This is a genomic window from Pedobacter albus (assembly GCF_036324255.1).
Classification (GTDB): domain Bacteria; phylum Bacteroidota; class Bacteroidia; order Sphingobacteriales; family Sphingobacteriaceae; genus Pedobacter; species Pedobacter albus.
The window spans coordinates 1,237,975-1,263,543 of the sequence record NZ_JAZDQT010000001.1 but is presented as its reverse complement, the minus strand read 5'-3'; the positions used below and the strand labels follow the sequence as shown (position 1 = coordinate 1,263,543).

The following is a 25,569-nucleotide window of genomic DNA, read 5'->3' as shown; positions in this document are numbered from 1 at the left end:
AACAAGATTTATGAATGAGTCAAACATTAAGTCCCCTGGGGTCTATTTGAATGAACAGAATGCCTTTTCTAATTCTGTTGTAGCGGTGGCAACCGCCGTCCCAGCATTTATAGGGTATACGCCCCAAGCCTTGTACGAAGGCCGGTCGTACTTGAATGTGCCACAAAAAATCACATCGTTTGCCGAGTTTCAGGCTATTTATTGCTATCCTGATCCCGCGCCACCGGCAAGCCCTACCAAGCAGTACAGTCCAACGTATTACATGGTGGCGCAAAAGAGCAAGCCGGCCGATAATAACTACATGCTGATTAACGACCAGTTTTATTCTATTTTGCCCGATCCCAACACGGTGTATTACCTGTACAACAGCATCAGGCTTTTTTATGAGAATGGTGGTGGCGATGCCTATATCGTGTCTATCGGCACTTATGGAGCCCCATCGGGCAAGCCTGCCACTATTGGCGAACAGCTCATTAACCCCAACGTACAGCTCAACGACCTTAAAAGAGGCCTCGAACTGTTGCTCAACGAGCAGGAACCAACCATGTACATCTGTCCGGAAGCAACCCTGCTCGCGGTACAGGATAATGGTACGCTGATGCAGGAAATGCTATTGCAGTGTACGCAAATGCAGACTTCGGTAGCCATTTTCGACGTCATTGGTGGTAAAAATCCAGATGCGATTATGTACACCAAGGATATCGAAACCTTTAGGAACAATACCGGAATGGTGGGGTTGAACTACGGAGCGGCTTATTATCCATTTGTGGGTACTACCATCATGCAAAATTCAGACATCGACTATACCAACCTTTTTGGTGGCGATGTAAAGCAGTTGGCACCGTTGATCAATCCAGCCAGCAATCCAAACCAGGCGGTGGGTACTATTTTGTCAAACATCGAAAGTCCAACGGGTACGCCTTTAACCGTAACGCAGTATCATAATGCCTTGATTAATTCGAGCAAGGTATACAGCACCATTATCAAGCACGTTTTGACCGATGCCAACCTATTGCCACCAAGCGGTGCAATTGCTGGGGTAATTACCTCGACAGATAACACCCAAGGCGTATGGCAGGCACCAGCAAATACCTCGATGGTGGGCGTGGCTTCGTTGCCGATTAGGCTTTCTGAAAGTCAGCAGGGTGGCTTGAACATGGATGCCGTATCGGGCAAATCTATCAACGCCATTCGTTTTTTTAATGGTATCGGTATTCTCATTTGGGGCGCCAGAACCTTGGATGGAAACAGCCAGGACTGGAAATACATTTCGGTACGCAGAACCATGACCTTGTTGGAACAGTCGTGTAAACTGGCGGCCAGGGCCTATGTGTTCGAGCCCAACGTAAAAAACACCTGGGAAGCCGTAAAGGCCATGATCAGCGGTTTTTTAACCACCATTTGGAAAGAAGGAGGATTGCAAGGCGCAAGTGCAGCAGATGCATTTTCGGTAGAATGTGGTCTGGGTACTACCATGACCTCCGACGATCTTTTGTCGGGTTTCATGAAAGTGAAGGTAAAAGTAGCCATAGTACGCCCGGCAGAGTTTATCATCCTTACTTTCCAACAGCAAATGGCTGTATCTAGTTAATCAAATTGTTAAACAAAATTTTAAAAATAGAATATCATGGCTGAAGACGGTAGCAAAGAAGGCGCAACATGGCCAATGCCCAAGTTTCGCTTCGAAGTAGATTTAGGAACAGAATTAAAAGGCGTAGCATTTCAGGAAGTATCCGGAATGGATGTCGAAAATCAGATTATAGAATACAGAAAGAGCAATAGTCCGCTTTTTTCTACGGTAAAAATGCCCGGTTTAACCAAATATGGCAACGTAACCATGAAAAGAGGGGTTTTTGTAAACGACAATACCTTTTGGAATTGGCACAAGGAAGTAACCATGAACCTGATTAAGCGGCGAACGGTACTGATCAAGCTGTTGGATGAGAGTGGCAAAGTAACTATGCAATGGCAATTGGATAATGCCTGGCCCACCAAGATTACCAGTACAGACCTCAAGTCTGACGGTAACGAGGTAGCAGTTGATACCATTGAGATTGCGCACGAAAAGCTGACCATAACCAATGGAAAGTAACTATCCGCTTAGCTTTTATTTTAAGCTCTCTTTCAAAGACGAGGATGCAGCCTTTAAAGAAGTATCGGGCATAGCTAAAGAACTAGGCGTTGAGGAAGTTGCCTCAGGTGGAGAAAACCGCTTCAAGTACAAGCTCCCCACCGTGGTAACGGGGCAGAATCTGGTGCTCAAAAGAGCCATGATTCCAACCGGTTCCAAGCTCATCGATTGGTGTGCCAGTACTTTAGACGGAGGCTTGTACAAGCAGGTAGAAACGAACGATGTATCGGTGAGTTTACTGGCCCCTGATGGCAAGGTCTCCAAAATGTGGACTTTCCATAAGGCCTATCCGGTTAAATACAACGTATCCGACCTCAAATCGATGGAAAACGAGCTGCTGATCGAGTCGATAGAACTGGCTTATACCTATTTCAATGTATCGGTCGCTAAATAAGTGTCAAACTCAATGAAACCGTTATGCCGATAGAAATCAGGGAACTGGTTATCAAAACCGAAATCGTAGCCAATGGCCAAAACAACCAACAAACCATGAGGGGCAAAGAGCTGCAATTGCTTAAACGTCAGCTCATGGCCGAGGTAAAAAGGTTGATGGCGATGCAGCAAAGCAACAATTTGTACAACAGATAACATACGTTTATGGAAGCAAGTTTAGAACTGTTGAAAATTACCGGCTATACCGATGCCGAGTTTCAGAAGCCGTTTAAGGGCAATCCCTATTCGGTGATGATCAATCCCGAAAGTATCAAATGGGATCGCAGCATCGAGTACAACCACCAGCAGGCGCCCGATTCGAGTTCTGGCTCGCAAAAGTACCAAAGTACGCCAAGCGATAAGCTGAGCTTCGATATTGTGATCGATTGTACGGGCATCGTCGATTCGAAAAGAATGGATCTCACTGCCGAGATAGAGGCCTTAAAAAGCATCGTGTATACCTATAACGGCGATATCCACCGGCCAAATTTTGTAAAGGTACAATGGGGCAAAGACATCGTATTTAAAGGGGTTTTAGGTTCTTTCGATACTTCCTACACCTTTTTTAGACCCGATGGAAGCCCATTGCGCGCCAAGATTTCGCTTGCCTTTTCGCAGTATATCTCGGTCAAAACCTTAGAAAAGAAGCAGAAGAAAGCCTCGCCCGATGTAAGCCATTTGGTTACGGTGGTAGAAGGTATGAGCCTGCCCCAGCTTTGCCAAAACATTTGGAACGATGATGCCAATTATGTTCAGGTTGCCCAATTTAACGACCTCAACAAATTCAGGAACCTGAAGGGAATTGAGCGATTGGTTTTTCCACCTATAATCCAACCTTAGCCATGCCAGATTCAGTCGACGGTGGCGCTTTGGCCACCTTTACCATCAAAATTGACAACAAAAGCATCAGTGACGATTGGTCTATCTATTCGGTGCATGTTCATAAACGCATCAACAAGGTGGCCTCGGCCGGTTTTGTAATCCTCGATGGCCAATCGGATACTGGAAAGTTCGATGCCAGCTCGTCGGATGTGTTTTTGCCAGGCAAAGCAGTCACAATAGAAGCCGGTTACGATTCTAAGAATGAGGTTATTTTTAAGGGAATCATAACTCGTCAATCAATCAGGATTGATGAGTTTATAGGTTCATCGCTCGATATCGAGTGCAGGGATGTAGCCATCAAAACAACCGTAGGCAGGAAAAGCTTAACCTACCAAAAGCAAAAGGACAGCGACATCATTTCGAAAATTGTTGGCAATTACAGCGGACTGAGTGCTACTGTTGCCACAACGGCTACCACCTGGCCCCAGCAGGTGCAGCATTATGTAACCGATTGGGATTACATTTTGTCGAGAGCCGAAGTAAATGGCTTGTTGGTGGCCACCATTAACGGCGAATTGAAGGTATTTAAACCCGATGCTACAAAATCGGTGCTGCAGGTTAAATATGGCGATGGCTTGCTGGAGTTCAATGCCGATCTCGATTCGGTGAGCCAATACGGAAGCGTAAATGCCAGTACATGGGATTTTAAAACCCAAACGGTGGTATCGTCGGTTAGCAAGTGCGATGTAGACGGGCCAGGCAACCTGTCGTCGAAAAAGCTGTCCGAAGTAGTAGGATTGGCCAATTATGACTTGCAAAGCACAGCAGCTTTTGAAAAAGCCGATCTCGAAAACTGGTCGAAAGCCCAATTGGTTAAAAGCGAATATTCAAAAATAAGGGGCGAAGCCAAAATACAAGGCACCAGTTTGTTGGAGCTTGGCAAATACATTACCCTGGCTGGCTTGGGCGATCGTTTTAACGGCGACCACTTGGTTTCGGGCCTAAAGCATCACATAGCCGAGGGCAATTGGACCACCGAAATAGCCATTGGCCTTTCGCCTTTGTGGTTTGTTGAAGAACCCGATGTAACTGCTCCAACGGCCTCTAATCTGCTCACCGGTGCCCGTGGATTGTTCAACGCCACCGTAAAACAGATGTATGAAGACCCCGATTCGCAGTTCCGGATTTTGGTAGATGTACCGCTGATAGACAACCAGGGACAAGGGCTTTGGGCACGGCTTTCCAATTTTTACTCCACCAGTGGCGCTGGCGCTTTCTTTCTGCCCGAAGTTGGCGATGAAGTGATCGTCGGCTTTTTGAACGAAGACCCGCGCTATCCCATTATTTTGGGCAGTTTGTACAGCAACAGCAAAATCAAGCCATTTGAAGGTTTGGCGCCTAACCAAAAAAACACGCAGAAAGCCATTGTTTCCAAATCGGGCATTTACATCCAGTTCGACGACGACAAAAAGATATTCACCATTTCGACACCCGATAAGAACAAGATCATTCTGGACGACGAAAACAAAAAGATTACCATAGCTGACGATAACGGCAACACGGTCACCATGTCTGACAGTGGAATTTCGATGAAAAGCCCCAAAAACATTACGCTACAGGCCGATGGAAATGTGGCGATTTCGGGCAAACAGGGCGTTAAGGTAAGCTCAGATGCCGGTGATGTAGTGGTTAAGGGCATCAATGTGAAGCAAACAGCAACCACCGAATATTCGGTAGATGGAGGAATGAAGGCAACGGTACAGAGTTCGATGAACATGACCTTGCAAAGTGCAATGATCAACATTAATTAAAACGCAAATGCCACCAGCAGCAAGAATTACAGATTTTCACCAATGTCCGATGCAAACACCGGCCGTGGTGCCCATTCCGCACGTAGGCGGACCAATTACCGGACCAGGTGCACCCAATGTGCTCATCGGAAAACTACCGGCGGCCCGAGTAGGCGATATGCTGGTTTGCGTAGGCCCACCCGATGTGATTACCAAAGGATCGGCTACAGTAAAAATCTGCAAAATGCCGGCCGCAAGGCTTGGCGACCAAACCGCTCATGGTGGTCAAATTATGTTGGGTGCCTTGAATGTTATGATAGGAGGATAAAAATGGCAGCTAATGAAAACAGTTTTTTAGGCTCTGGCTGGTCGTTTCCGGTTACTTTCTCGTCGGGGAACTATCGGGTAAACCTGAGCAGGCTAGAAGAGAATGTAAACGATTCGATCGACATCATTTTACAGACCAAAGTAGGCGAACGAAACCTGAATGCGCAATTCGGTTCGGGTTTGCAGGAATTTTTCTTTAGGCGCATGGACGAAAGCCTCAAGGGAGAAATCAAGGATGCGGTGAGCAATGCTTTGCTGCATAATGAACCTCGCATTACCTTAACCGATGTGGAAGTTGTTTTCGCCGACAAAAGCAACGGCAGGGTGGAAGTGTTGGTTAAATACCTCTACAACACCACCAACACCCGACATAACTATGTATTTCCTTTTTACCTTAACGAAGGTACGAATCTGAGCTAATGGTTGCCGTTAATCCATATCGCTCATTGGCTGCTATAGAAAAGTCGCTCGCTGCCACCAGTCAATTGGTTGATGCCAGAACAGAGCAGGATTGGCTTTTCTTTTTGGGCGAGTTTGCGACATTGATTAATTTTTACGACCAAGACAACACCGTAAATGGCAATTGGGCTCCCTTTTTGCTCAAAGACCCCGTTTTTTTATTGGCTACCATTGCCAAAACCAAAGTTGCCGACCTGCATGCCATTTATTTTAAGACCAAAACCAGGTTGCAGCAGCTTTTTGCCAAAGGCATTGAGCTGGGTAAAATAGGCATCGGCATTAACGACATGCTGGAACAGATTTTTCAGGTGTTTGTGTACCTCAAAAGATGGATTTACTATTTACAGACTACCGTTGAAGAATATGAACTCAAAACCTATATCCTGCAACAGGTAGAAAATGTGTACAGCAAATATTTTTGGGCCATCTCCTCGCTCAGGCAGGTGCTGTTCTCTACCACCATTATTCCTGGGATAAGCAAATTTGACCCTGGCAAACTCAATGCTTTTCAAACACACGAGGAACTGGTTTGGAAGAAGTACGAAAACAAGGAACCTTATTGGGAAGTCTTAAACTTGCAACACCCCATCAATAAAAACAGCCCCGAGGCCATATTCAAATCCCTTGTCAAAGCTGGCGATGGAATATTTGTCTTCTTTAACAATGTGGTTAGCCATGCGCAACAGGCATTCGAAAAACTAAGTGCCAACAAAAGCATCCATCCAGATACGACCTTGTTGCGAAGTTTTGTGCATTTGCTCAAAATACAGCAAGCCGAGTTGAACAAGCTCGCTGACAAGCACCTCGATTTTTACTATCAAGATATTTTGCAACAGGTTGCCGAGCCGGCCAAAGCCGATCGGGTTTTTGTTTGTGCCGAGCTGATGGCCAGCGATTCGCTTTCTTGGCTGCCACCAGCCACTGCTTTGGATGCTGGTACAGATGCAGAGAAAAATCCGGTTTACTTTGCCAATGCAAAAGGACTTTGGCTCAATCCTGCCGTAATTACTGGCCTGCAAACCTTAAGTAAAACTGTGGTTGGAACGCAACAGGTATCTTATGATTTGGGCAACATAGCCGATCCGGGTACGTTGAAAAAGGATGCCGATAACCATTTGATGACTTGGCCACCATTCCAGGCACCATCAGCGGTGCAAACAGCCATGGGCATTGCCTTTGCATCGCCTATGTTGTTGCTCAAAGAAGGCAACCGCTCGATCAATATCAGCATCGAATACAATGGATTGCTGGATTTGGATATTTTAGAAACGGCATCTTACGCATTGAGCACGGCTACAGGTTGGCTAAACATGGCGCCTAAGACTACAACGATTAGCCCTAAGGGTCAAAACCAGCAATTGCAATTACAGTTTAACCTTTTGCCCGATCAGCCAGCCATCGAACCGATTTTAGATGAGGCGATAAACGGTTTTAAAGCAGATTGGCCCATGCTCAAAATCATGTTCCAGAATTTTCCCCAAAGTGGAGAGATGGCTAAGGTGATTGCTTTGGATATCGAGGTTGAGGTAAGCGGAATCAACAACCTGCAACTGTATAACGATCATGGAGGCATTATTGCAAAGGCGCCTTATCCCATCTTTGGAACAACGCCTTTATTGAACAGTAATTTTCTGATAGGGAGCAGTGAGATTTTCAGCAAACCCCTGCAAAAACTAAGCCTGGCGCTAAATTGGGGCAATCTTCCCGACGACTTCGGTATTTACTATAAAGCCTACAACGATTACCTGCACCAAAAATGGACAGCTATACAAAACCAAAAAAAAACTTGGCTAGGCCGGTTTTTTCGTTGGGTTAAAAGTTGGTTTGTCAAAAGCACAGATTTGTTTGAAGAACCTTTTTACAACGGAGGCTTTAAGGTTGATTTTAAGCTGCTTCAAGCGCGTTCTTGGTTGCCGGTTAATGCCGTAAGCGAAACTGATCCCACGCATATTCCTTCCTCGGTGCCCTTATTTGATGAAGATGCAGATTTCAAGCTGCTCGAAACTACACATTTTACTTGTCAGCCAGATCCAATTTTGCTCAAGCCCGATGCCACCATGCAACTGCAAGCTCTCGCTTACCAGGAAGAAAGTGCTAACGGATTTATCAAGTTGCAATTGGCTGTTCCAACTTATGGTTTCGGCTCCGAGCTTTACCCCGCTATCGTTTACGAACAGGCATTGGCCAATGCTAGGCTTATCAATAAAAGGCGCAAAAAGTTTGAAGAACCGGCAAAAATTCCATTCGCTCCCTTGTTAAATGCTACACAGGCAGGCTATACCGCCAAACAAAGCTATTTGTTGAGTCAAAACAACGGTACCGATTATCCTTTAGCCTGTTATCATTTTACGCCTTTTGGCAATTATTTGAGCTATGACCAAAAACAGGGCAGGGTTAATCAAGGCTTTGCTTTCGGCACCGATAGCCAAATATTGCCGATGGTAGCTGAATTTCCTTACCAGGGATTTTTGTTTATGCAATTGCACAATCTTTTGCCTACCAGTGCTTTGTCGATTTTTATTGAAGTAAAACCTCAATTATCGAATAAATTGCCTTCGTTGCCACTTTCTTGTTTTTATTGGAGCGAAACGGGCTGGCAAGTGCTGGAAGTGGTAGCCGATGGTACCGGCAACTTAAGTACTTCTGGTATTTTGCAGGTAAAAATCCCCAATACCATCGCTGTACAACATAACACCATGCCCAAAGACGCTTATTGCATCTGTTTGGCAACAACAGAAGACCCCTCCTTGTTTGCCGAGATCAGCTTGGTTAAAACCAATGGATTTGAAGCCGAAAGAATGGCTGGAAGCTGGCAAAGCCTAAACGAGGTGCCATTGTTGCCAGCCAATACCATTTTGCAACCTAAGCTCAAACTGTCGGCCATTAAATCGCTGGTACAGCCTTTTCCTTCATTTGGAGGGCGTGCCGCCGAAGAAGCCACGATGATGAACCGGAGGATTGGCAAAAGACTGAAGACAAAAGACAGGTTAAGAAGCACCGACGATTGCCTATTGTTGGTCAAAAGCGAGTTCCCCGAAATATTTTATGCCAAGGCCGTTTATAACCAGTTGACCCGCAATACCGCTATTTATTTGGTTGGCAAAGCCCAAAGCGGATCAGCGGGTAATGCCTTGTTGCCTGCAGTTGAGCCTGTTTTGGTTAAAGATATCCAGCGCTATGTGGCACAGCGAAGTTCGGCATTCACCACCATCAGTGCCCAGCCCTTTGAAATCCAGTACCTGATGGTTTCGGCCAATATCAGTATTAGAGAAGGGTTTGAACCTAGCCTGATGCAATCGGCAATTAATGCGGCGCTTAACCTCTATTTATCGCCATGGGCCGAGAGTGGTGCCGAACAGGTCACCATCGAAGAACCCATTGGCATGGCCCAGGTGGTTAATTTCATCAAAAACATCAATGGTGTGGTCGACGTAACAGACACGTCGCTCCAAACCTGGCTGGCCGACCAAGATGCAGACAAACAAACGCTCCAAACCGTAAATCCGCTTAAGGCAAGCACTTTAATTGTCCCTTGTTTAAAACACCTGTTAAAATGTGAGGTCAAGCTATGAACGAGATGAACTATATCTTGAATACGCCACCGCCTTTGAGCCAGAATTTTAAGCTGCTTAAAGACGAAGGCCTTCGCTATATCCAACAGCATGTAGATACGGAGTGGACTAACCTGAACGATAGCGATCCGGGCATCACCATTTTAGAACAGCTGTGCTTTGCCCTAACAGAATTGGGTTATTGCAATAATTTCACTATTGCCGATATCCTTACTCAGGAATCGGGCCGGTTGCAGGTGACCGACCAGTTTTATAGGCCTCAAGAAATCCTGACCACAAGTCCGGTAACCTTAAATGATTACAGACGATATTTGATCGATTTAATGCCTGCCCTCCGCAATGTGCAGGTGTTTCCGTTGCATCCTTCGGCTTTTATGCAGGGCGTTTACAGCGTGTATCTGCTCCTCGACGAAACCGCTCAGTACAATGCAAAAGCGCTTTGCAACGAGGCCTATTTTGCCTTGCAGCAACGCAGAAACCTAGGCGAAGTATTTCTGATGCCACAGGTAATGCCAGCAAAAAAACATTTCATCACGGGTGTCATTGTCATCGAAGCAGACAAGAACCAGCAGGAAATACTGGCCAACCTAGACAGGCGAATTGCCGATTTTATTTTCCCTAAAGCCAAACAACAGGGCAATAAAAACCTAAGTGAACAAGAAGTGTCGAGCAACGAGATTTTTAACGGACCACAACTGGCAAATGGCTGGATTTTAGACGAAGATTTGGGCGATCACCAAACCACGTTGAGCTTGGTGCAACTGATGCAGCTGATTGAAGGCACGGAGGGCGTAGTTGCGGTAAGCGACCTGAGTTTAGATGGTTTGGAAAATCTTAGGCTTATTGCCGAAAATGCTTGGTGCGTTATGAAGATCGATTGGCAACAATCGCTAGCCAACGGATTGACCATTCAAGTAAAGGGAAGGCCTTTAGCTTTAGCCAATTCGGTATTTGAAATCGACCCAACCGCAAGCCTACAGGGTAAGGTTAATCCGATAGTGGTGGCAGAGTCCACCGAAATTGAAGGCCTGCCAAAAAGCAAATTCAGGGACATTGGCAGTTATTATTCGATCCAAAACACTTTTCCAGAAATCTATGCCGTTGGCCACGATGCCATCATCACCAATGCCACGCCGTTTCAAATTGCCCAATCTAAGCAACTGAAAGGCTATCTTACGCTTTTTGACCAGGTATTGGCCAACCAATTTGCACAATTGGCCAACGTTGGTACCTTGTTTTCGTTTAAGAACGCACAAAGCGCCTTGCCGGCCGACTTGGAAAATTTTCATGCCCATCAAAGTGTCTACCAAAAGGCCAACCAGCTTTATCCGGCACCTTACCAAAGTTTTGCACCTACTTATTTTGGCCAATCTGTTTACGATATTCCGAATATCAGGGGACTGCTTAAAAACAACCAGATTTTTAATTACGGCATCGAGCTGGAAACCAGTAAAGAACTGGACGAAAAAAGCTGGACTGCCTATAAAAAAGACCCTTATAATCCGTACATCAGGGGATTGATGAACCTGACTGCGACTGATGAAGTTGATTTGCCACGCAGAAACGAAATGCTGGACCATTTGTTGGCTAGACATGGCGAATCGCCCATGCTGATTGACCAATTGATAGCCGGAGCTAGTTATACCGGCGAAAAGGTCAAAGATACCCTGATCATCAAAAGCCTTTACTTGCAGAACCTGGGCTTGCTAAGCTATTTTAAGCCGAAAGCCTATAATTTTTTAATTGCCGAAAAACTATCGGATGCATTGCCCGAAAAATCGGCGCATCAGAGGTGCGAGCTGTTTGGCAGGTACGCCAAAGATTTCTTGGTAGATTCTGGGAAGATAGATGCCATTGAAAAATTAAAACCCATCGATTTCTCCAATTATGCAGCCTTAGAACTAAAACTTAACCTGTTATTTGGGTTGAATGCTCATTATAACAGCTTTGTAACCAGCTATTTTGACGAGGAGCAAGCCCTGGCTGCTATTCGACTTTCTTTTTGGCTGAGTCAATACAGAAAAGGCTTCATGATGGTAGAACGGAATTTATTGTTGCAGCAGTTGCAGTATAACCTCGTTTTAAAGGAAGAAGCCACTGGCCGTTTGTTGCAGTTAGTCAAAATATTGGATTTTGAACAGGCAACGAGATTGAACGAGGCGCTGATTCTTTCGACAGATGAAATTTGGGTAAATGGTTTTAACCATCAAACACTGGCCTTGGCCGGGCATGCCTACCGCTTGGAGCCCGTAAATGCAGTACTGTCCGAAACCGCATTTAAACCTGCAAGCAGTGGCAAATATAGCCTGCAAATAGCGGTTGCCCATGGTGGTTTAAAAACGCCTGCAGACTTTGATGTTTTTGAAAATAGCATCCATGTTTTCTTTCCTGCCTTTATTCCAGCATTTAATACCCCTGAATTTAAACAAAAACTGGAGCTCTTTTTAACGCTTGAATTGCCTTTGCACGTGGCTTTCCATTGCCATTTTATCAATGAGAAACTGATGGAAGTGCTCATTCCCGAGTTTGTGCATTGGCACAACGAAATGAACCATAATCGTGCTCACGAGAAAACACAGGGCAGGAGAGAGAAGGCCGAAAAACTGCTTAACCTGATTACGCTCATCCAATAGCCAGAACATGACGACATCAACTCAACATATCATTACTCGCCTTAACTGGGACACCACTTTTAACCAAAGGGAAAATAGTGTAATGCTACAGAACCGTTTGAGCAATTGGAGCAACAAGATCATGGTGCGCGAACTGGCGAGTTTGTTTGATGAAATTTGTCCGCCAGACCAATGTTGGCAGCTCGATTTCTTGCAGCTTAATCTTGGTCAAATCAGCATAGACGAATTGGAGGATACGCTGTCGATCAGGTTGCTGAGCCAGTTGCGAGCGCAATTGCGTGATATGGTGCTACATGAGCAAGCCACAAAACTGAATATCACTTTTACCGATGAAACGGCGACCGATTTAGAGCTGATTACCGTCTTTTTGCAGCAAGGTGTCATGTCGTGGAACAAGCGCTTGGCCAAAGGCGACATCAACCAATTGCTGGCACTGCAGTTTGTACACAATCGTACGGCACTTATCGAACGGTTAAAAACCTTGGGCAAGGCCAGCTTGCAGGTGCGCAAAAGGATGGCCTGGCAATTTAACGAAGAACACATGGTTGCGCTGATCAAAGGCTTGGAACCCAATTATCACCAAGAGATTTTTGATTTCGGTGCCGAACTCGAAGAATTGCAGGACAAAGAAACCCTGGTAAAAGCCGAAAGCAACGAATTTCACCGGAATATATGGCTCTGGGTGCTTAATTTCCTGCTGGTAGATAGAGGGACTACTTTCAACAAGGTGGCTTTTATGCTGAGCAGCGTTAATCAGATGGCCGACCATTACAATATGGATCGCCGGCGCTTGTTTGAGCTGTTAGGTGCAGCTGCTCACAAAATTACTGCTCAAATGGCTATCCGTTCAGATTTTATGCTGATTTTAAAGGAAGCCTCCAATCGCTATCAGCATGCTGCGGAAAAGGTAGAGGTAGCTTCGCCAAATGCGGCTTGGGAAAAATTGAAATCTTACCTCGACAATATTTCCATCTGTAATACCGAAAAGCATCGCAAGCAGTTTAACGACTTGGTGATTGGTTTGGCAGGGCAAAACCCTGAAACCACAAAATCAATCTTGGTACAGGCGTTGAGGCACAAATTGAAAGTTGTCACCTTGGTAGCGGTCTTAGATGAGGTGGCGATGGCGAGTGTTTATTCGCTCTTTGGCCATCACACAGCCGAGTTGCTAGAAACCATCGATTTTTTGACCCATTTGGCACCACAAATCCACACCAAAGCCAATGTGCAGTTTTTGAGGCAAATTGGCTTGGAGTTTTTATTGGCTACAAAACAACAAGCCTATAATCCTTCTCATTTTCTGAGTTATTGCTTTAAAGCTATGAGCAAGGATTTTCAGGTAGAAGAAACAAACCTTTTAGCAAGGCTCTTAACGGCAAAATTAAACAGTCAAGTTAAAACCAGTACGAATCTGTCGCTCTACCATAAAGTAGAAGAACTTTACCAGCAACGGGTTTTAGTCGCCGAAACAGGTTGGACCAATTCCGATTTTGAAATGCAGCTTCGTTATGCGATGGAACAGTTTAAACATGAAGGTCAATCGGATAATTTCATTGAAATCCTGCAAAAATACATGAGGCTCAATCCTGCGCAAGCTTTAACAACGTTGACGCAAACGAAAGACAAAACGGTTCTAAAAGGTATTTTGCCTAAGCTCTTAACCGGATCCCTGTTGAGGGCCTTGATTCAAACAGCCAATCAAAAACAAATTGCTGTTTACACCGCGTTGATGCAAGGACTGGCGCTGCTTAAGAAAAGTGGTAGGTATGGCGAATTAAGCTTGGCTTTGGAAGAAAAGTTGACCTACGCAAGCCTCTATCATTATTTGCTTTATCCAACTGCCAGCCATGAGCAATTATTGGTGCGTACGATGCGGTTTGGCTATTCGCAGCTTTCCGCTTCGTATCAAAAAGAATTTGCTTCGTTTCTGAAGGCATTATTGGATACAAAAGCGTTTGATGGGGTAATATCGACGGCTAAAGCAAATCAGCTGATTGACAAATATGCCAAATCTAATCAACAAAGCTCTATGTTGGCTATCAAGGCCCTGTTGCAGCAAAAAACTCTTCAACCAGCCTTGTTGGCCAAAACCATATTGGATAATGATACAGATCCGCAAGTTGCCGAGCTTGGCAAATCGATACAGCCTTTAACCCATGTCATCCTGAACATCGTGTTGAAAGATGGTACCATGCTCTTCACACGCTTTATGGCAGAAAGTAAGGCCTGGCTCGACAAAACTCTTAAACGTAGCTTGTCGGTTAAAGAAAGCCAATTGCTCGTTTTGCTCTTTTGGAAGTGCGCCTTGGCTTACGAAAAGCACCAGGGTAATCTGTCGGTCTTTAAAAAAATGTTGTTAACGGCATTCGGTTATCATTTTTCGGGAAAGGCCAATATCAGTCCAGCTAACCAAGAATGGATCAGCAGGGCAAACAGTTCAACGGCCAGTATCAGCGTTAAACCCAACCTTGCTATTCCTGCAAACGAGTTTTTTAAATTGCTCGAAACCTGTTTGTCTAAGCAACAGACCACAATCCGTTACGAAAAGGAAACGCTTGCCTTAAAATTGCTGTTAGATTGTGCCATAGCATTTGACAGCGGAAAATTACTGGTTTCGCTCAGCCGATTTGAGCCTGAACAATTGGCGGTATTATTGTTGAAAGCCTCGATTTCTTGGCGCGAATTTACGATGTTTCTTCAGTACCACGCCACTGGAAATTCGGCTGCCGTACATGAGGCCATGCGCCTGCTGTTCGATTGGACCGAAGCGAATGCAACCGAAGCCATCGGTACAAATTGGATGCTCAAAACCTGGATTGTGAGCCTAAAAATCGCGGAAACCGGTAGAATATCCTCAACAGCGATAAGCGAATTGTTTAACGAATTGATGATTGCGCTTGGGCAACATGGCCATTCAGATCTTCCGGCGCTTTATACCGACTTTAAAAAACAGGGATTTCTGCAAAATAAAATACTCAAAGAAATCCTGCATCGGTATCCCAGCTTTAAGTTGCTGTTGGAAGATAGGCAGAAGGAGGACGAAAAAAACTTGCAGGGCGATGAACCAACGGCCGAATGGGTAGCAACCTTAATGGAAGAGCTGTTGGCGCAGCAACAAATCCCGATTTGGTACGTGGCCACAACGTCATTGAAGCCAGGCGAGTTGTTGGATCAGCTTATTGCAACCCATCCGCTCAAGTTTTTACATTGCCTAAAAATCACCGAACTTAACGAAGTAAAATTGTTATGGCTGGGTCAAACGCTCAACTTCTCGAAATTGGCTAATACCATCGGCCGGTTAAACCCGAACCAGCAACCTTTGCTCCATTTACTGGTGCAGCTGCACAAAGTGTTGGGCAAAATAGCTTTCCAGGGCATCCAAGCTTCGCTGGTACAGCAGGTTTTGTTGGGAAAAATATTGAAAGCGTGGAAAAACAATAATTGGAAGACGATTGGCACGCTCCAGATCTGGAACGAGTTGTTGTGGGAGCTTAAATCAAAATATAACTATTCCGAAAAATCGTTCCTGACTGGGCTCGAACAAGTCAAAATGAATCTGCCTTTGGCCTTACAACTTTCCTTAAGGCCGGTTTTTGATCGTCTAAAAAACAATCAAACAGTAGCGAGGGTTCAGGTTCCTGGTTTGGTCCAAAACAAATCGGCCATTAAAATAGAAGAAGCCGTTCAAATTGGATTGGAAATCAATAATGCAGGCTTGGTTTTGCTGAGTGGCTATGTGCCCATGCTTTTCAAATACGTCAACATTCAGATTCCTGCCAAAGGCGATACCGAACTCGACCCTGCTGAAATAGCCAATGTTAAAGGCCGTGCGGTGCACTATCTGCAATATTTGGTTACGGGAAGCAAGTCTACCGACGAAATCTACCTGAGCCTGAACAAAATATTCTGTGGTTTGCCGATTGCCGAACCCATTCCCAAGGAAATCACGATAGAACCCAAGGAAGAAGAATTGATGGAGGGTTTGATTACCTCGGTTATAGGTCATTGGGAAGCCATAGGCAGCAGTTCTGTCGACGGGTTCAGGGGCAATTGGCTGATGCGGAAGGGACTGCTTTACGAAAAAGAAAACAAATGGGAACTGGTGGTAGAAAAACAGCCCTACGATATGCTGATACAACAGCTCGAGCTGTCATTCTCCATTATCAAATTCCCATGGATGGAAAAGCCGCTCCATGTAAACTGGCCCTACTAAAAAAGATATAGCTATGAAAAGAATATTGCCATTGATCAGGGCAGATAGCGGTTAGCCGATTGGTCTATCCTAAATGCTAAAAAACAGAACGTTAAAAATTAAAATAACAGATATGAATTCTTACAATGAAAATCTTTATGCTACGGTGGTAAGCTCCTTGCGAGAGCTTGACCAGAAGCAAAAAAGTGCTAAATCGAGCCTAAATGCGGCGATGTTTACGCTTTACTATAAAGAAGCCGGTCGCATCACTGCCGAAAGCAAGCTCAAAGAAGCTGGCGATGTTTATTTGTTTCAGCAAAAAGTAAAGCAACAGGCGGTAAACGACAGAAATGTTTCTTTCAATGTGCTGAATGCCGCCAACCAGCAGAAAAAGTTTACGGCACAAGCCATTACCAATGCGGCTACCAGTGCAGCCAATATCCAGGTATTGTCTAATGCGGTTGCCAAGCTTTCCAAAAATGTAGGTGGCATTTTAACCATGCTTACTTCTTCGGATTATGGAAGCGAAATCTACAAGCAGAGCCGCATCGCTTACGATTTGATGATTGACACGGCTTACGATGCCAAAAAGCTTTCGCAATTGGGCAGGGAAGTATCTACCTTAACCGCTGCGGTAAGTGCCGACGAAGTAGCCAATCAAGCCAAATTAACCGACGATTCGATTGCCTCGATATTGGCCGTTACTACTTCCGATTTTGAGGCGACCGCCAAATCGCTGGCCGATTGCAACGAGGCCTTGGCCACTGCCAACGTGGTAGAAAAACAAGCCGAAGGCGACCTGGAATTTATCAATGTCGATTATTTTGCAACCAGAAGGGCTTATAACCTCAATAATAAGGTGCTTAACCTCAATTTGGTATCGGTGGCTTTAAACAGCAGCGATTTCGACGACGACAAAAAAGACAACTGCTCTTATGTGGTCAGGTTCAATCCTTATCAGCCTCCATTTGATCAAGCGCTGACGATGCTGAGCAACAAGCCCAAAAACAGCTCGGTTGTTGAAGATTATTACATCATGCTGGTCAAAGAAAGCAGCCAGGCTACTTTTTCTATTACGGCTGCCGAAACTTTGTTGCTTACTGCCGATCCAACCAAGAAATGCTACTATAGGGTAGAGGACAAATCGGACGACAAACCGATGGAGCATATTTTTTACACGGCATCTTTAAGGGATACAGACGGCAATTCGATAGAAGTAGGTACTAAATACGTGGCTTTTGTACTGGTGGTGCTGACCGACGAATACAAAAAAACAATCAATAGTTATAGCGATATCCTTTCTGCGCCTTCGGTAGCTTTTATGCTGAGCAATAAGCTGATGGCACCTAAAGCAGTAACCTGCGTAGAAAATGTGCTCACGTTCGAACTTTTGGAGAAAGCGTCTTACAATGTAGAATATCGTTGTATGTTTCTCCCTAACTGCATAGTTGGTAACAAAAACATGCTCACAGAGAGTGGTTTGCGCAATATTGAAAAAGAAGTAGAACTGCAGGAAAAGATGAGTGCGGTTTATGCGCCGGCTATTGCCGACTTGCAAAAGCAAATTGTATCGCTAAATAACAGTCTTGATGGGCTTAGGGAAGAAAAAAGCACCAACGATGCACAGCTTGCCTTGGCTAAAAAAGATAAAAACAAGGAAAATCAGGACAGTTCCTCAGCCAAGAATACCGAATTGCAGACCCAAATCGATGCTATTCTTAAAGAGATTGAGGAGGCAGAAAGGAAATTGAGAAATAATAAGGTCAATCAAAACAGGCTGCAACGTGCTATGGAAGAAAAAATCCAGGAACAGCCTGGCTTCTTTTTTAACCTGATGATAGCAGAGCAGATCACCAGTGCCAATTACAGTCAAGTGGTTCCTCAAAAAACCGTCGATTCGAAAGACAAAAAAGAAAAGGGCGATAGCGCAGCGGCATTGGTTAAAGGCAAAATGGAAATCCATGAAAATACGACCGATAATTTTGGCAATCCCTTGGTCAAAGGCGCTTCCTATATTCCGGTTGTATTGGCCTATGCCAATATGGAAGACCAGAACGGCCAGTTTACCAATGCCCTTTCTGCCTTTGAAACCACTAGTCCTTTTATTTACACTCCTAAAACCAAAACCAAATGATCATCAACTCCATAGCGTTAAATGCCACCGAGAAGTATGGCATCAACGAAAGAAGCAAAGCCGAGCTAGACGCATTGAGCAATCAGGTAAATGACGCCGAGCACGATGTAGAACAACTGCAGGCCGTGGTCAATTCGCTTAACGACAAATCGATCCATTTTCAGGGCTTTTTAAACAATGCAAGCAGTAGTAAGGCACAAACATTGAGCAATAAAACCCTGCTCGATCAGATTTTGCAGAATGCCTTGAGCTTAAAGGAAAATTCGAAGATTGCCTTGGATGAAATTGCCGAAGCCGACCAAAAAACCATAGCGCTTTCTGCAGAGATTAAATTGGTTATCGACAAGCTGATTTATTCAGCAACGGTAATTGATAAGTTACGAGGCATGGTGCTCAGGGCAAAAAGCCTCATTCCTTATATCAACGACGATGTGTTGCAACTGTTGGCCGATGCCGGTACAGATGCCAACAATGCCGTGGGTTTGGCATTGGTTGCCCTCAAATCTACCTTGGCGGCAGAAACTGCCAATGCAGAAGCCGAAGCTGCCTCGTCTTTAGAATATCTTCAGGCCGTTAGTTTGTATGAAGTACTCACCATCGACCAAAAAGAAAAAGAAACTGGCACATCGCAGGATTGTTTGAAGGACTTGATCAATGCGGCCTACGAAACGGCGGTTATTACCTTCGACAATGCTTCAAAAGCCAGCACCGAAACCAACCACCAGTTGAACAAAGCCAAAGCCGATTTGGCCAAGGCACAGATCAAACTGAAATCATTGCAATTGAGTTTGGCCGCAGGTACGGCTGCAATTCTTTCGGCATAAACCAATATGGCCACTCTTTTTTAGTAGAGTGGCCATTTAAAACATGGCATCATGCTTGATTTTTATAAAGATTTTTTTAAAAAATTCTATAGGGCTACCGGCGGATTTATTCCCGTTAGGCCATTGGAAGAAAGCATTTATCCCGGCGATTTTTTTCAGATCGTGAATGGAGAAATGGTGCTGTTGGGCAATATTTTCAGGAACAGGCTCATCGATGAAGACGATGTGGAGTTTTCGATCGGCGCCAAGCTTAGTCCGGTGGTTTGGAATTTTTCTGATGGGGTAAGCAAACCTTATGCCGTGCGCAGCAAAGGTAATTCGGCATTGGATGGAGAGTTTGAATACAGCCGGCAGATCCTGACATTTGATGGCCAGGGAAGCTATATTTTTAAGTGCATCGCGCCCGAATCGGTACGGATAGCCAATTGGACCCAACTAGAAAAACAGCTCATCATCAAACTTACCCATACCTATTACTCGTTTAGGGAGGTTTATGTAGTTACCGAAAGCGCCAGTGCATCCTCATGGAGCTTGGCTATTTCCGATAGCGAAAAGGGCGAACTTGAAATAGCGACCAACGAGGAAAACGAAAGCCTGGTCGATCTCTTTGGCGACCCTTCCTCAAAAACCATACTGGCTAGGGATATTGCCTGCAATCATCACGACCAAAGTGGCAGTCCGTGCTTTTTCAAGGCCAAAAAATTGGTGGTACAAGATAGCAAGCAAGAGCTTTTCATCTCCGATCTGATTAGGGAAAAGAGCCATAAGCAACATTGGGCTTTGCAGTTCTACAATTACGAAAGATATGCGCAAACTACGGCTTTGCGGGTACATGTACCGGCCCATGCCCATGCCAGCCTGCTAGACATGATGCAGAAAAACCAGCTCAACGCCAACAATGCCCTAGACTATTTTGCTTGGACAGATGCCAATACCGACGATATTGAAAGGTTATTTGTAGATTATGGAACATCTTGAAAATGCAACTACGGTTTTAATAGAACTCCATTGGCTTGATCAGGTCATTGAACAGGTCATTTGCAGCTATTTGCTACAGGAAGGCCATGAAAACAATTGGTATGATATTCCTGTTCCCGATTGGTCTGAATCGGCCACGCCTTATGCCTCTATGGTCAATGAGTTGGGATTGGATATTTACCAGCGCCTCACCATTGCCATGGCCATGGCGCCACATGTGAGGCCAGAAATATTGGATGTTTTTTTTGGCAAAAATGCCCGAACTGATCGGGGGTATACCGAATTTGGTGGTGTAATTGCCCCAAATCACAGTGGTTTTTTGCCTACGGGACAAACTATCTGTTTCTTGCTAACCGCTTTAGATCCTGCAAACCGGCAAATGGTAAGCCGTCTTTTTCAAAAGGAAAATAGCTTGATGAAAGAACAGATCGTGACGCTGGGCACTACCGACGACCATATCCCCAAGCTCAACGGTATTTTAAGTCTTAGCGAAAGCTGGTTGCATTATTTTTATACAGGCCAAAAAAACGGGCCTGAGCACAGCAGTGTATTTCCGGCCAAAAAAATTACCACGCCCATGAGTTGGGAAGACGTGGTGTTAGACGACTTGGTACGCGAACAACTAGCCGAAATTACCACCTGGCTATCTCATGGCGAGTTGCTGATGAGCGATTGGGGTTTCGACAAAAAGATTAAACCGGGTTATCGGGCCTTGTTTTATGGTCCGCCAGGTACGGGCAAAACCCTAACGGCAACCTTGTTGGGCAAGGCCACGCAACGCGATGTTTATCGGGTAGACCTTTCAATGATTGTTTCCAAATACATCGGCGAAACCGAGAAAAACCTGTCGCGCATTTTTGAGGTAGCCAAAGAAAAGAAATGGATTTTGTTTTTTGACGAAGCCGATGCGCTTTTTGGCAAGCGTACTACGGCCACTTCATCCAATGACAGGCATGCCAACCAACAAACGGCCTATTTGTTGCAACAGATTGAAGATTTTCCGGGTGTGGTTATCTTGGCTTCCAATTTAAAAGGCAATATGGACGAAGCTTTTTCGAGAAGGTTCCAGTCTACCATTTATTTCGGCATGCCATCGCCACAGGAACGCCAACAGCTTTGGAACAATGCCTTCTCGGGCAAATTTACTTTATCGCCCGAAATAGACCTGCAGCACCTGGCCGAAGAATACGAAATTGCAGGAGGTTCCATCATCAATATTTTACGCTACTGCGCCTTGTCGGCTATTAGGCGAAACAGTTTCGAGGTAAGCCAACACGAACTGCTTACTGGTTTGAAACGTGAATTTAAAAAAGAAAATAAAACACTGAATCTGTTGACCACAACATCTAATTAAATCCTAAAGCCTAATGCACAGCTATTCAAATCAAAAAAACGGATCCAATTACAGGCCAGTCGGAACAACTAACAACAATTGCAATTACCTGCCCGACAATAGAAACCCATTGCAGGCCAAAATCATCAATGGCAAGGGTGTGGTACAAGGTATGTTTCGCAATGCTTTTAATACTGGAAAGAAATATGCAAAACAGCTAATCGTTACCGCATTTGACCAGTTGCCCCAAATACCGGTGCCAATTCCGCCACAGCAATTGCAACAGTTTGTTGCTCCCCAAGAAAATGCCATAGTGCCTTATCAGCCTCCGCAAAACAATATGGTACCTTATCAGCCACCAGTAGAAAATAATGCGCCACCAAAGCACCATAAGCCCAAAAAAATCAGGAAATTTCTTTTCAAACCAGGCAGTTTTACAAGCGAAATGTTTGCCGGTTTGAAGGGCTATACTACCCATTATTTTTTTGGACCCAATATCGTTGTTTTTACGCCAACAGATCAGGCCAGGATTTATTTCGATTTGGAATTGCACCGGTTGCTAAGTCAGGGAATTGTACCTAGGTGGTGCCATCAATTGATATTTCAGAATGCGATGCAGGCCATGGCTGGAAACAAGCTGCCCATGGATGCGGCCAAATACATGATCAAGGCATTAGAAACTTTTGGATTGGCCGCCATGAACAATGAGAAGCCCACTAAATTATTGGCCTTGTATACAAGATTTCAGTTGGGTTCGGTTCCGTTATTTTTAGCCGGAGGAAGCTCTTATGCACCAGCAGTGATGCACTTTTTAGGAATGATGTTGCAATCTATGCCGATTGTCTTATTGGGTAGGCGCTGGGTATTGAGACCTGCAAAGGGACCTGCATTTAGAGGCATAAATTTAGAAAAGACTGCTAAAAAGGATGTCGATGCAGAAGGAAAAGGACCGAAAAAATAAATCAGTAGAATCGATATGGCAGCATACAGTTCAATAGCAAAAGCAAGCGCCACAGTTCAGCGCGCTGAGCCAACTGCTCAAAATGGCGCAGGACTCAGGTTGGAAGACAATCGCCCTATACAGCGGAAAGCCAATCACACCGGCTTGCCCGATCAGCTCAAAACAGGTATCGAGAACCTTTCGGGCCACAGCATGGACGATGTAAAAGTACATTACAATTCTGCTCAACCCGCCCAACTCAACGCACATGCCTATGCGCAGGGTTCGAACATCCACCTGGCGCCAGGTCAGGAAAAGCACTTGCCACACGAGGCTTGGCACGTGGTGCAGCAAAAGCAGGGTCGGGTGAAACCTACCAAGCAACTTAAATCGAAAGTAAACATCAACGATGATGATGGTTTAGAGCAAGAAGCCGATAGAATGGGGGCCAAGGCGCTCTCAGGTTAGAATGGAATAGTTATTAATACTTAAAATTGAAAAAGATGTCTAGTTATTCTTATCAGAAAGAAAGCCAGGGAAGCCACACTGTAACGGCTGCTTCGGTAAATAAGGCTGCAGTTCAGCTTAAAGATAATCGTTCTTCAGGCAAGAAACAGTTAAAAACTAGTGCGCCGGTAAATTCGGATGGCTCCAGCATACAGTTTAGCCTGCTTGGAAAAGCCGGTACCATGTTGGGTACGGGTATAGCCGCTGGTGCCGGAGCATTGGGTTCATGGCTTGGAGGTTCTTCATTGGTAGCAGGTGGAGCTTCGGCAGTGGGATCGGCATTGGGCGGTGTTGGCTTGTCTACCTTGGCAAGTGGCGCCGCTGCGGTCGGGAGCATGGTTGCCGGAGCATCGTTATTGGCGGGTGCAACGGCAGGCGCACTTGGCTATCTTGCCTATAAAAAAATGTTCGGTGGTCCGTTTATTGGAGGTCATCATAATATCGATGTCTTGCAACAGGGAAAAGGCCAACGTACAAGCATGGGGGTGGGACTAGTTAACAAAGGGCATCTTTTTAGCCATTCTGTTGCTTCGGTAAATGGGATCGCAATGGATCAGCAATTAAACGGAGGCTTAAGCACCCAGCAACTGTTGACTACTGTGGCACGTCCCTTAGATATAGATGATGCTGGAGCCACGCTTGGGCATTTTGAAGGTTTCAATGCCAAAAAAGGCCGGCTGGCAACGGTTAATGTACCAATGCACAATAGTGCGATGGCACTTACGCGCGTAAACCAACTCACGAGGGAAGAGCGACAATATCGGCTTTTAAGCAACAGTTGCTCCAGCAATGTGGGCGATGTAATGACCGCCGGCGGACTTCAGCCTCCTGCTTGGGTAAAAACGCCTACACAGATGTCGTTGTGGATGAAAAGCCTGAGCAAAATACAAAAACACCTCGTTAAATAGCGCTATCTAAATTTACCATGCCAGCTGCAAACCAAACTTTCACTAAAAAGCCAGAAACGGCTACTAGGGCTGTCGCAGGGCTGACAAGTCAGGGTGAATCTACGTTTGAGCTGAAAAGCAATAAAGCCGAAGGCAACATAGAAAGTAGGCAAGGCTATTTGGCTGATTATCGGCCAGTACAAAGAAAACCCAATAAAAGTGGTTTGCCAGATCAGCTTAAAACTGGCATCGAAAACCTTTCGGGCCACAGCATGGACGATGTGAAAGTGCACTATAATTCTTCCAAGCCTGCCCAACTTAATGCACATGCCTATGCGCAGGGCTCAAACATCCACTTGGCCCCTGGACAGGAAAAGCACCTGCCACACGAGGCCTGGCACGTGGTGCAGCAAAAACAGGGCAGGGTGCAGCCAACTATGCAGCTGCATAGTGGCGTAAATATTAATGATAGCCAGGCACTAGAAAGCGAGGCAGACACCATGGGCTACAAAGCTTCTTTCAGTAAATCTTCCATTTTGAGCTCTTTGGGCATCACACAATTAAAAACTGCCATGCCTAGGCCAAGTGGCTTGATTTTGCCATTTGAAAGGAACGGTCTTTACAGTACTGGCGCTATGCTTGGAACGGATAGCTCGCTTACCGTGCAGCTGCACTACAATAGACTGGTTACCGATCCCTTTTTTACTGATGCGCGACGTACTTCGCAATATTTTGCAGGCTGGCTACTCGAAGTGGTCGACTTATTTTCTAAAGGCCTGCTTTATGATGGATTCTCGTTGTTGCTATCAATGACCGGAAATAGTGGAATGCTCTCTAAGATTGAAGAAATAGTGCGGTTTATGCAACACCATCCAGAAGTGCTCAACCTATTGGGTGCTTCGTTAAGTTCGTTTATCGTATCAACTTTTGGCGTTCCGGTTTGGGTAGCCAATATTTTTTTAACAGTGTTGTCTAGGGGTTCCTTGGCCGATGCCATAGGCGATTTGGCCTTTTCAATGCTCATGTCGGGCCCTTTCTCTAATTTGTTGGTGGCAGGTGTGGTAGAGGGTATGAAGCGTAGGCTGGGAAGAAGCCTCATTAACCGAGGATTGGTTTTTGCCTACAACATTGGGGGAGCGATTGGCAGTGTAGTAAGCGGTATTTCCCGCTTATTTCATGGTTACTCTTTGAATCCGGGTACGATGTTGGCCCCGGGAACGAAAATGGAAACGCCAGGATCGGCATTCGGATCTGTTTACAACCTGATTTCGCATTGGATGCCTTTAGAAAGACTTCACATTATACCCAACTTAAGAGGGGGTGTTATTAATACCGAAAATGCAGCTTACGGTGCGGCCGCTACCAATAGTTTGATGATTCCACATGAGGCAAGGGGTTATGAAGCAACAGCCGTTCAATCGCCTAGTGGCATGTTAGAGAGCATGGGCATGAAAATGGGACTTTTCTTAGGCAGAGGCATGCGGCCTAGAGAAGGGTATTTTGAACATCAGGTAAATACCAAAATTGGAGTTGCCTAATCATTTTTTCATGATTGGAAATAGGGTAGTTGTGCAAATTTCTGATTGCAAGGCGCCAAATCGAAGCAGA

At 45.2% G+C, this 25,569-nt stretch carries 19 protein-coding genes; all 19 read left to right on the top strand.

The window, feature by feature from the left end; translation table 11 throughout:
* Positions 1-10: 10 nt before the first annotated feature.
* Complete coding sequence (locus VRU48_RS05295; protein WP_330106881.1) at positions 11-1,591, top strand: phage tail sheath family protein; 1,581 nt, start codon at positions 11-13, stop codon at positions 1,589-1,591.
* A gap of 36 nt (positions 1,592-1,627) precedes the next feature.
* A complete protein-coding gene (locus tag VRU48_RS05290; protein WP_199139850.1) occupies positions 1,628-2,092 on the top strand; it encodes a phage tail protein in 465 nt (154 codons plus the stop codon).
* Positions 2,082-2,525, top strand: coding sequence for a phage tail protein (locus VRU48_RS05285; protein ID WP_330106880.1), 444 nt, complete (start codon positions 2,082-2,084; stop codon positions 2,523-2,525). Before VRU48_RS05290 ends, VRU48_RS05285 begins: the two co-directional genes overlap by 11 nt.
* Before the next feature lie 23 nt (positions 2,526-2,548).
* Positions 2,549-2,719, top strand: coding sequence for a DUF5908 family protein (locus VRU48_RS05280; RefSeq protein ID WP_330106879.1), 171 nt, complete (start codon positions 2,549-2,551; stop codon positions 2,717-2,719).
* 9 nt (positions 2,720-2,728) lie between these two features.
* The gene (locus tag VRU48_RS05275) at positions 2,729-3,403 is read left to right on the top strand and encodes a CIS tube protein (RefSeq protein ID WP_330106878.1); all 675 of its coding nucleotides are present in this window, start codon (positions 2,729-2,731) and stop codon (positions 3,401-3,403) included.
* 2 nt (positions 3,404-3,405) lie between these two features.
* Positions 3,406-5,196: a type VI secretion system tip protein VgrG gene (gene vgrG / locus VRU48_RS05270; protein ID WP_330106877.1), complete on the top strand. Its 1,791-nt coding sequence runs from the start codon at positions 3,406-3,408 to the stop codon at positions 5,194-5,196.
* A 7-nt stretch (positions 5,197-5,203) separates the two neighbouring features.
* Positions 5,204-5,503 carry a PAAR domain-containing protein gene (locus VRU48_RS05265; RefSeq protein ID WP_330106876.1) on the top strand — a complete coding sequence of 100 codons (300 nt, stop codon included), beginning with the start codon at positions 5,204-5,206 and terminating at the stop codon, positions 5,501-5,503.
* Between the two features lie 2 nt (positions 5,504-5,505).
* Positions 5,506-5,922, top strand: a complete 417-nt coding sequence (locus VRU48_RS05260; protein WP_330106875.1) for a GPW/gp25 family protein — start codon at positions 5,506-5,508, stop codon at positions 5,920-5,922.
* A gap of 26 nt (positions 5,923-5,948) precedes the next feature.
* Positions 5,949-9,533, top strand: a complete 3,585-nt coding sequence (locus VRU48_RS05255; RefSeq protein WP_330106874.1) for a hypothetical protein — start codon at positions 5,949-5,951, stop codon at positions 9,531-9,533.
* On the top strand, positions 9,530-12,166 hold the full coding sequence (locus VRU48_RS05250; RefSeq protein ID WP_330106873.1) for a hypothetical protein: 2,637 nt from the start codon (positions 9,530-9,532) through the stop codon (positions 12,164-12,166). Before VRU48_RS05255 ends, VRU48_RS05250 begins: the two co-directional genes overlap by 4 nt.
* 7 nt (positions 12,167-12,173) lie before the next feature.
* On the top strand, positions 12,174-16,379 hold the full coding sequence (locus VRU48_RS05245) for a contractile injection system tape measure protein (RefSeq protein WP_330106872.1): 4,206 nt from the start codon (positions 12,174-12,176) through the stop codon (positions 16,377-16,379).
* Between the two features lie 112 nt (positions 16,380-16,491).
* Complete coding sequence (locus tag VRU48_RS05240; protein WP_330106871.1) at positions 16,492-18,492, top strand: hypothetical protein; 2,001 nt, start codon at positions 16,492-16,494, stop codon at positions 18,490-18,492.
* Positions 18,489-19,316: a hypothetical protein gene (locus tag VRU48_RS05235; protein WP_330106870.1), complete on the top strand. Its 828-nt coding sequence runs from the start codon at positions 18,489-18,491 to the stop codon at positions 19,314-19,316. The genes VRU48_RS05240 and VRU48_RS05235 overlap by 4 nt, the downstream gene beginning before the upstream one ends.
* A 51-nt stretch (positions 19,317-19,367) precedes the next feature.
* Complete coding sequence (locus VRU48_RS05230) at positions 19,368-20,294, top strand: hypothetical protein (RefSeq protein ID WP_330106869.1); 927 nt, start codon at positions 19,368-19,370, stop codon at positions 20,292-20,294.
* A complete protein-coding gene (locus tag VRU48_RS05225; RefSeq protein ID WP_330106868.1) occupies positions 20,281-21,648 on the top strand; it encodes an ATP-binding protein in 1,368 nt (455 codons plus the stop codon). The genes VRU48_RS05230 and VRU48_RS05225 overlap by 14 nt, the downstream gene beginning before the upstream one ends.
* Positions 21,649-21,661: 13 nt before the next feature.
* Positions 21,662-22,588: a hypothetical protein gene (locus VRU48_RS05220; protein WP_330106867.1), complete on the top strand. Its 927-nt coding sequence runs from the start codon at positions 21,662-21,664 to the stop codon at positions 22,586-22,588.
* Between the two features lie 15 nt (positions 22,589-22,603).
* The gene (locus VRU48_RS05215) at positions 22,604-23,035 is read left to right on the top strand and encodes an eCIS core domain-containing protein (protein ID WP_330106866.1); all 432 of its coding nucleotides are present in this window, start codon (positions 22,604-22,606) and stop codon (positions 23,033-23,035) included.
* A 35-nt stretch (positions 23,036-23,070) separates the two neighbouring features.
* Positions 23,071-23,982, top strand: coding sequence for a hypothetical protein (locus tag VRU48_RS05210; protein ID WP_330106865.1), 912 nt, complete (start codon positions 23,071-23,073; stop codon positions 23,980-23,982).
* A 17-nt stretch (positions 23,983-23,999) separates the two neighbouring features.
* Positions 24,000-25,499 (top strand): eCIS core domain-containing protein, encoded by a 1,500-nt coding sequence (locus VRU48_RS05205; RefSeq protein ID WP_330106864.1) that lies wholly within the window; start codon positions 24,000-24,002, stop codon positions 25,497-25,499.
* The last annotated feature ends 70 nt before the right edge of the window (positions 25,500-25,569 follow it).

What these genes read in the sequence shown, in the direction of transcription:
- VRU48_RS05295 (WP_330106881.1), top strand. Translation starts at nt 11, where the DNA reads ATGAATGAGTCAAACATTAAGTCCCCTGGGGTCTATTTGAATGAACAG.
- VRU48_RS05290 (WP_199139850.1), top strand. Translation starts at nt 1,628, where the DNA reads ATGGCTGAAGACGGTAGCAAAGAAGGCGCAACATGGCCAATGCCCAAG.
- VRU48_RS05285 (WP_330106880.1), top strand. Translation starts at nt 2,082, where the DNA reads ATGGAAAGTAACTATCCGCTTAGCTTTTATTTTAAGCTCTCTTTCAAA.
- VRU48_RS05280 (WP_330106879.1), top strand. Translation starts at nt 2,549, where the DNA reads ATGCCGATAGAAATCAGGGAACTGGTTATCAAAACCGAAATCGTAGCC.
- VRU48_RS05275 (WP_330106878.1), top strand. Translation starts at nt 2,729, where the DNA reads ATGGAAGCAAGTTTAGAACTGTTGAAAATTACCGGCTATACCGATGCC.
- vgrG (WP_330106877.1), top strand. Translation starts at nt 3,406, where the DNA reads ATGCCAGATTCAGTCGACGGTGGCGCTTTGGCCACCTTTACCATCAAA.
- VRU48_RS05265 (WP_330106876.1), top strand. Translation starts at nt 5,204, where the DNA reads ATGCCACCAGCAGCAAGAATTACAGATTTTCACCAATGTCCGATGCAA.
- VRU48_RS05260 (WP_330106875.1), top strand. Translation starts at nt 5,506, where the DNA reads ATGGCAGCTAATGAAAACAGTTTTTTAGGCTCTGGCTGGTCGTTTCCG.
- VRU48_RS05250 (WP_330106873.1), top strand. Translation starts at nt 9,530, where the DNA reads ATGAACGAGATGAACTATATCTTGAATACGCCACCGCCTTTGAGCCAG.
- VRU48_RS05245 (WP_330106872.1), top strand. Translation starts at nt 12,174, where the DNA reads ATGACGACATCAACTCAACATATCATTACTCGCCTTAACTGGGACACC.
- VRU48_RS05240 (WP_330106871.1), top strand. Translation starts at nt 16,492, where the DNA reads ATGAATTCTTACAATGAAAATCTTTATGCTACGGTGGTAAGCTCCTTG.
- VRU48_RS05235 (WP_330106870.1), top strand. Translation starts at nt 18,489, where the DNA reads ATGATCATCAACTCCATAGCGTTAAATGCCACCGAGAAGTATGGCATC.
- VRU48_RS05230 (WP_330106869.1), top strand. Translation starts at nt 19,368, where the DNA reads ATGCTTGATTTTTATAAAGATTTTTTTAAAAAATTCTATAGGGCTACC.
- VRU48_RS05225 (WP_330106868.1), top strand. Translation starts at nt 20,281, where the DNA reads ATGGAACATCTTGAAAATGCAACTACGGTTTTAATAGAACTCCATTGG.
- VRU48_RS05220 (WP_330106867.1), top strand. Translation starts at nt 21,662, where the DNA reads ATGCACAGCTATTCAAATCAAAAAAACGGATCCAATTACAGGCCAGTC.
- VRU48_RS05215 (WP_330106866.1), top strand. Translation starts at nt 22,604, where the DNA reads ATGGCAGCATACAGTTCAATAGCAAAAGCAAGCGCCACAGTTCAGCGC.
- VRU48_RS05210 (WP_330106865.1), top strand. Translation starts at nt 23,071, where the DNA reads ATGTCTAGTTATTCTTATCAGAAAGAAAGCCAGGGAAGCCACACTGTA.
- VRU48_RS05205 (WP_330106864.1), top strand. Translation starts at nt 24,000, where the DNA reads ATGCCAGCTGCAAACCAAACTTTCACTAAAAAGCCAGAAACGGCTACT.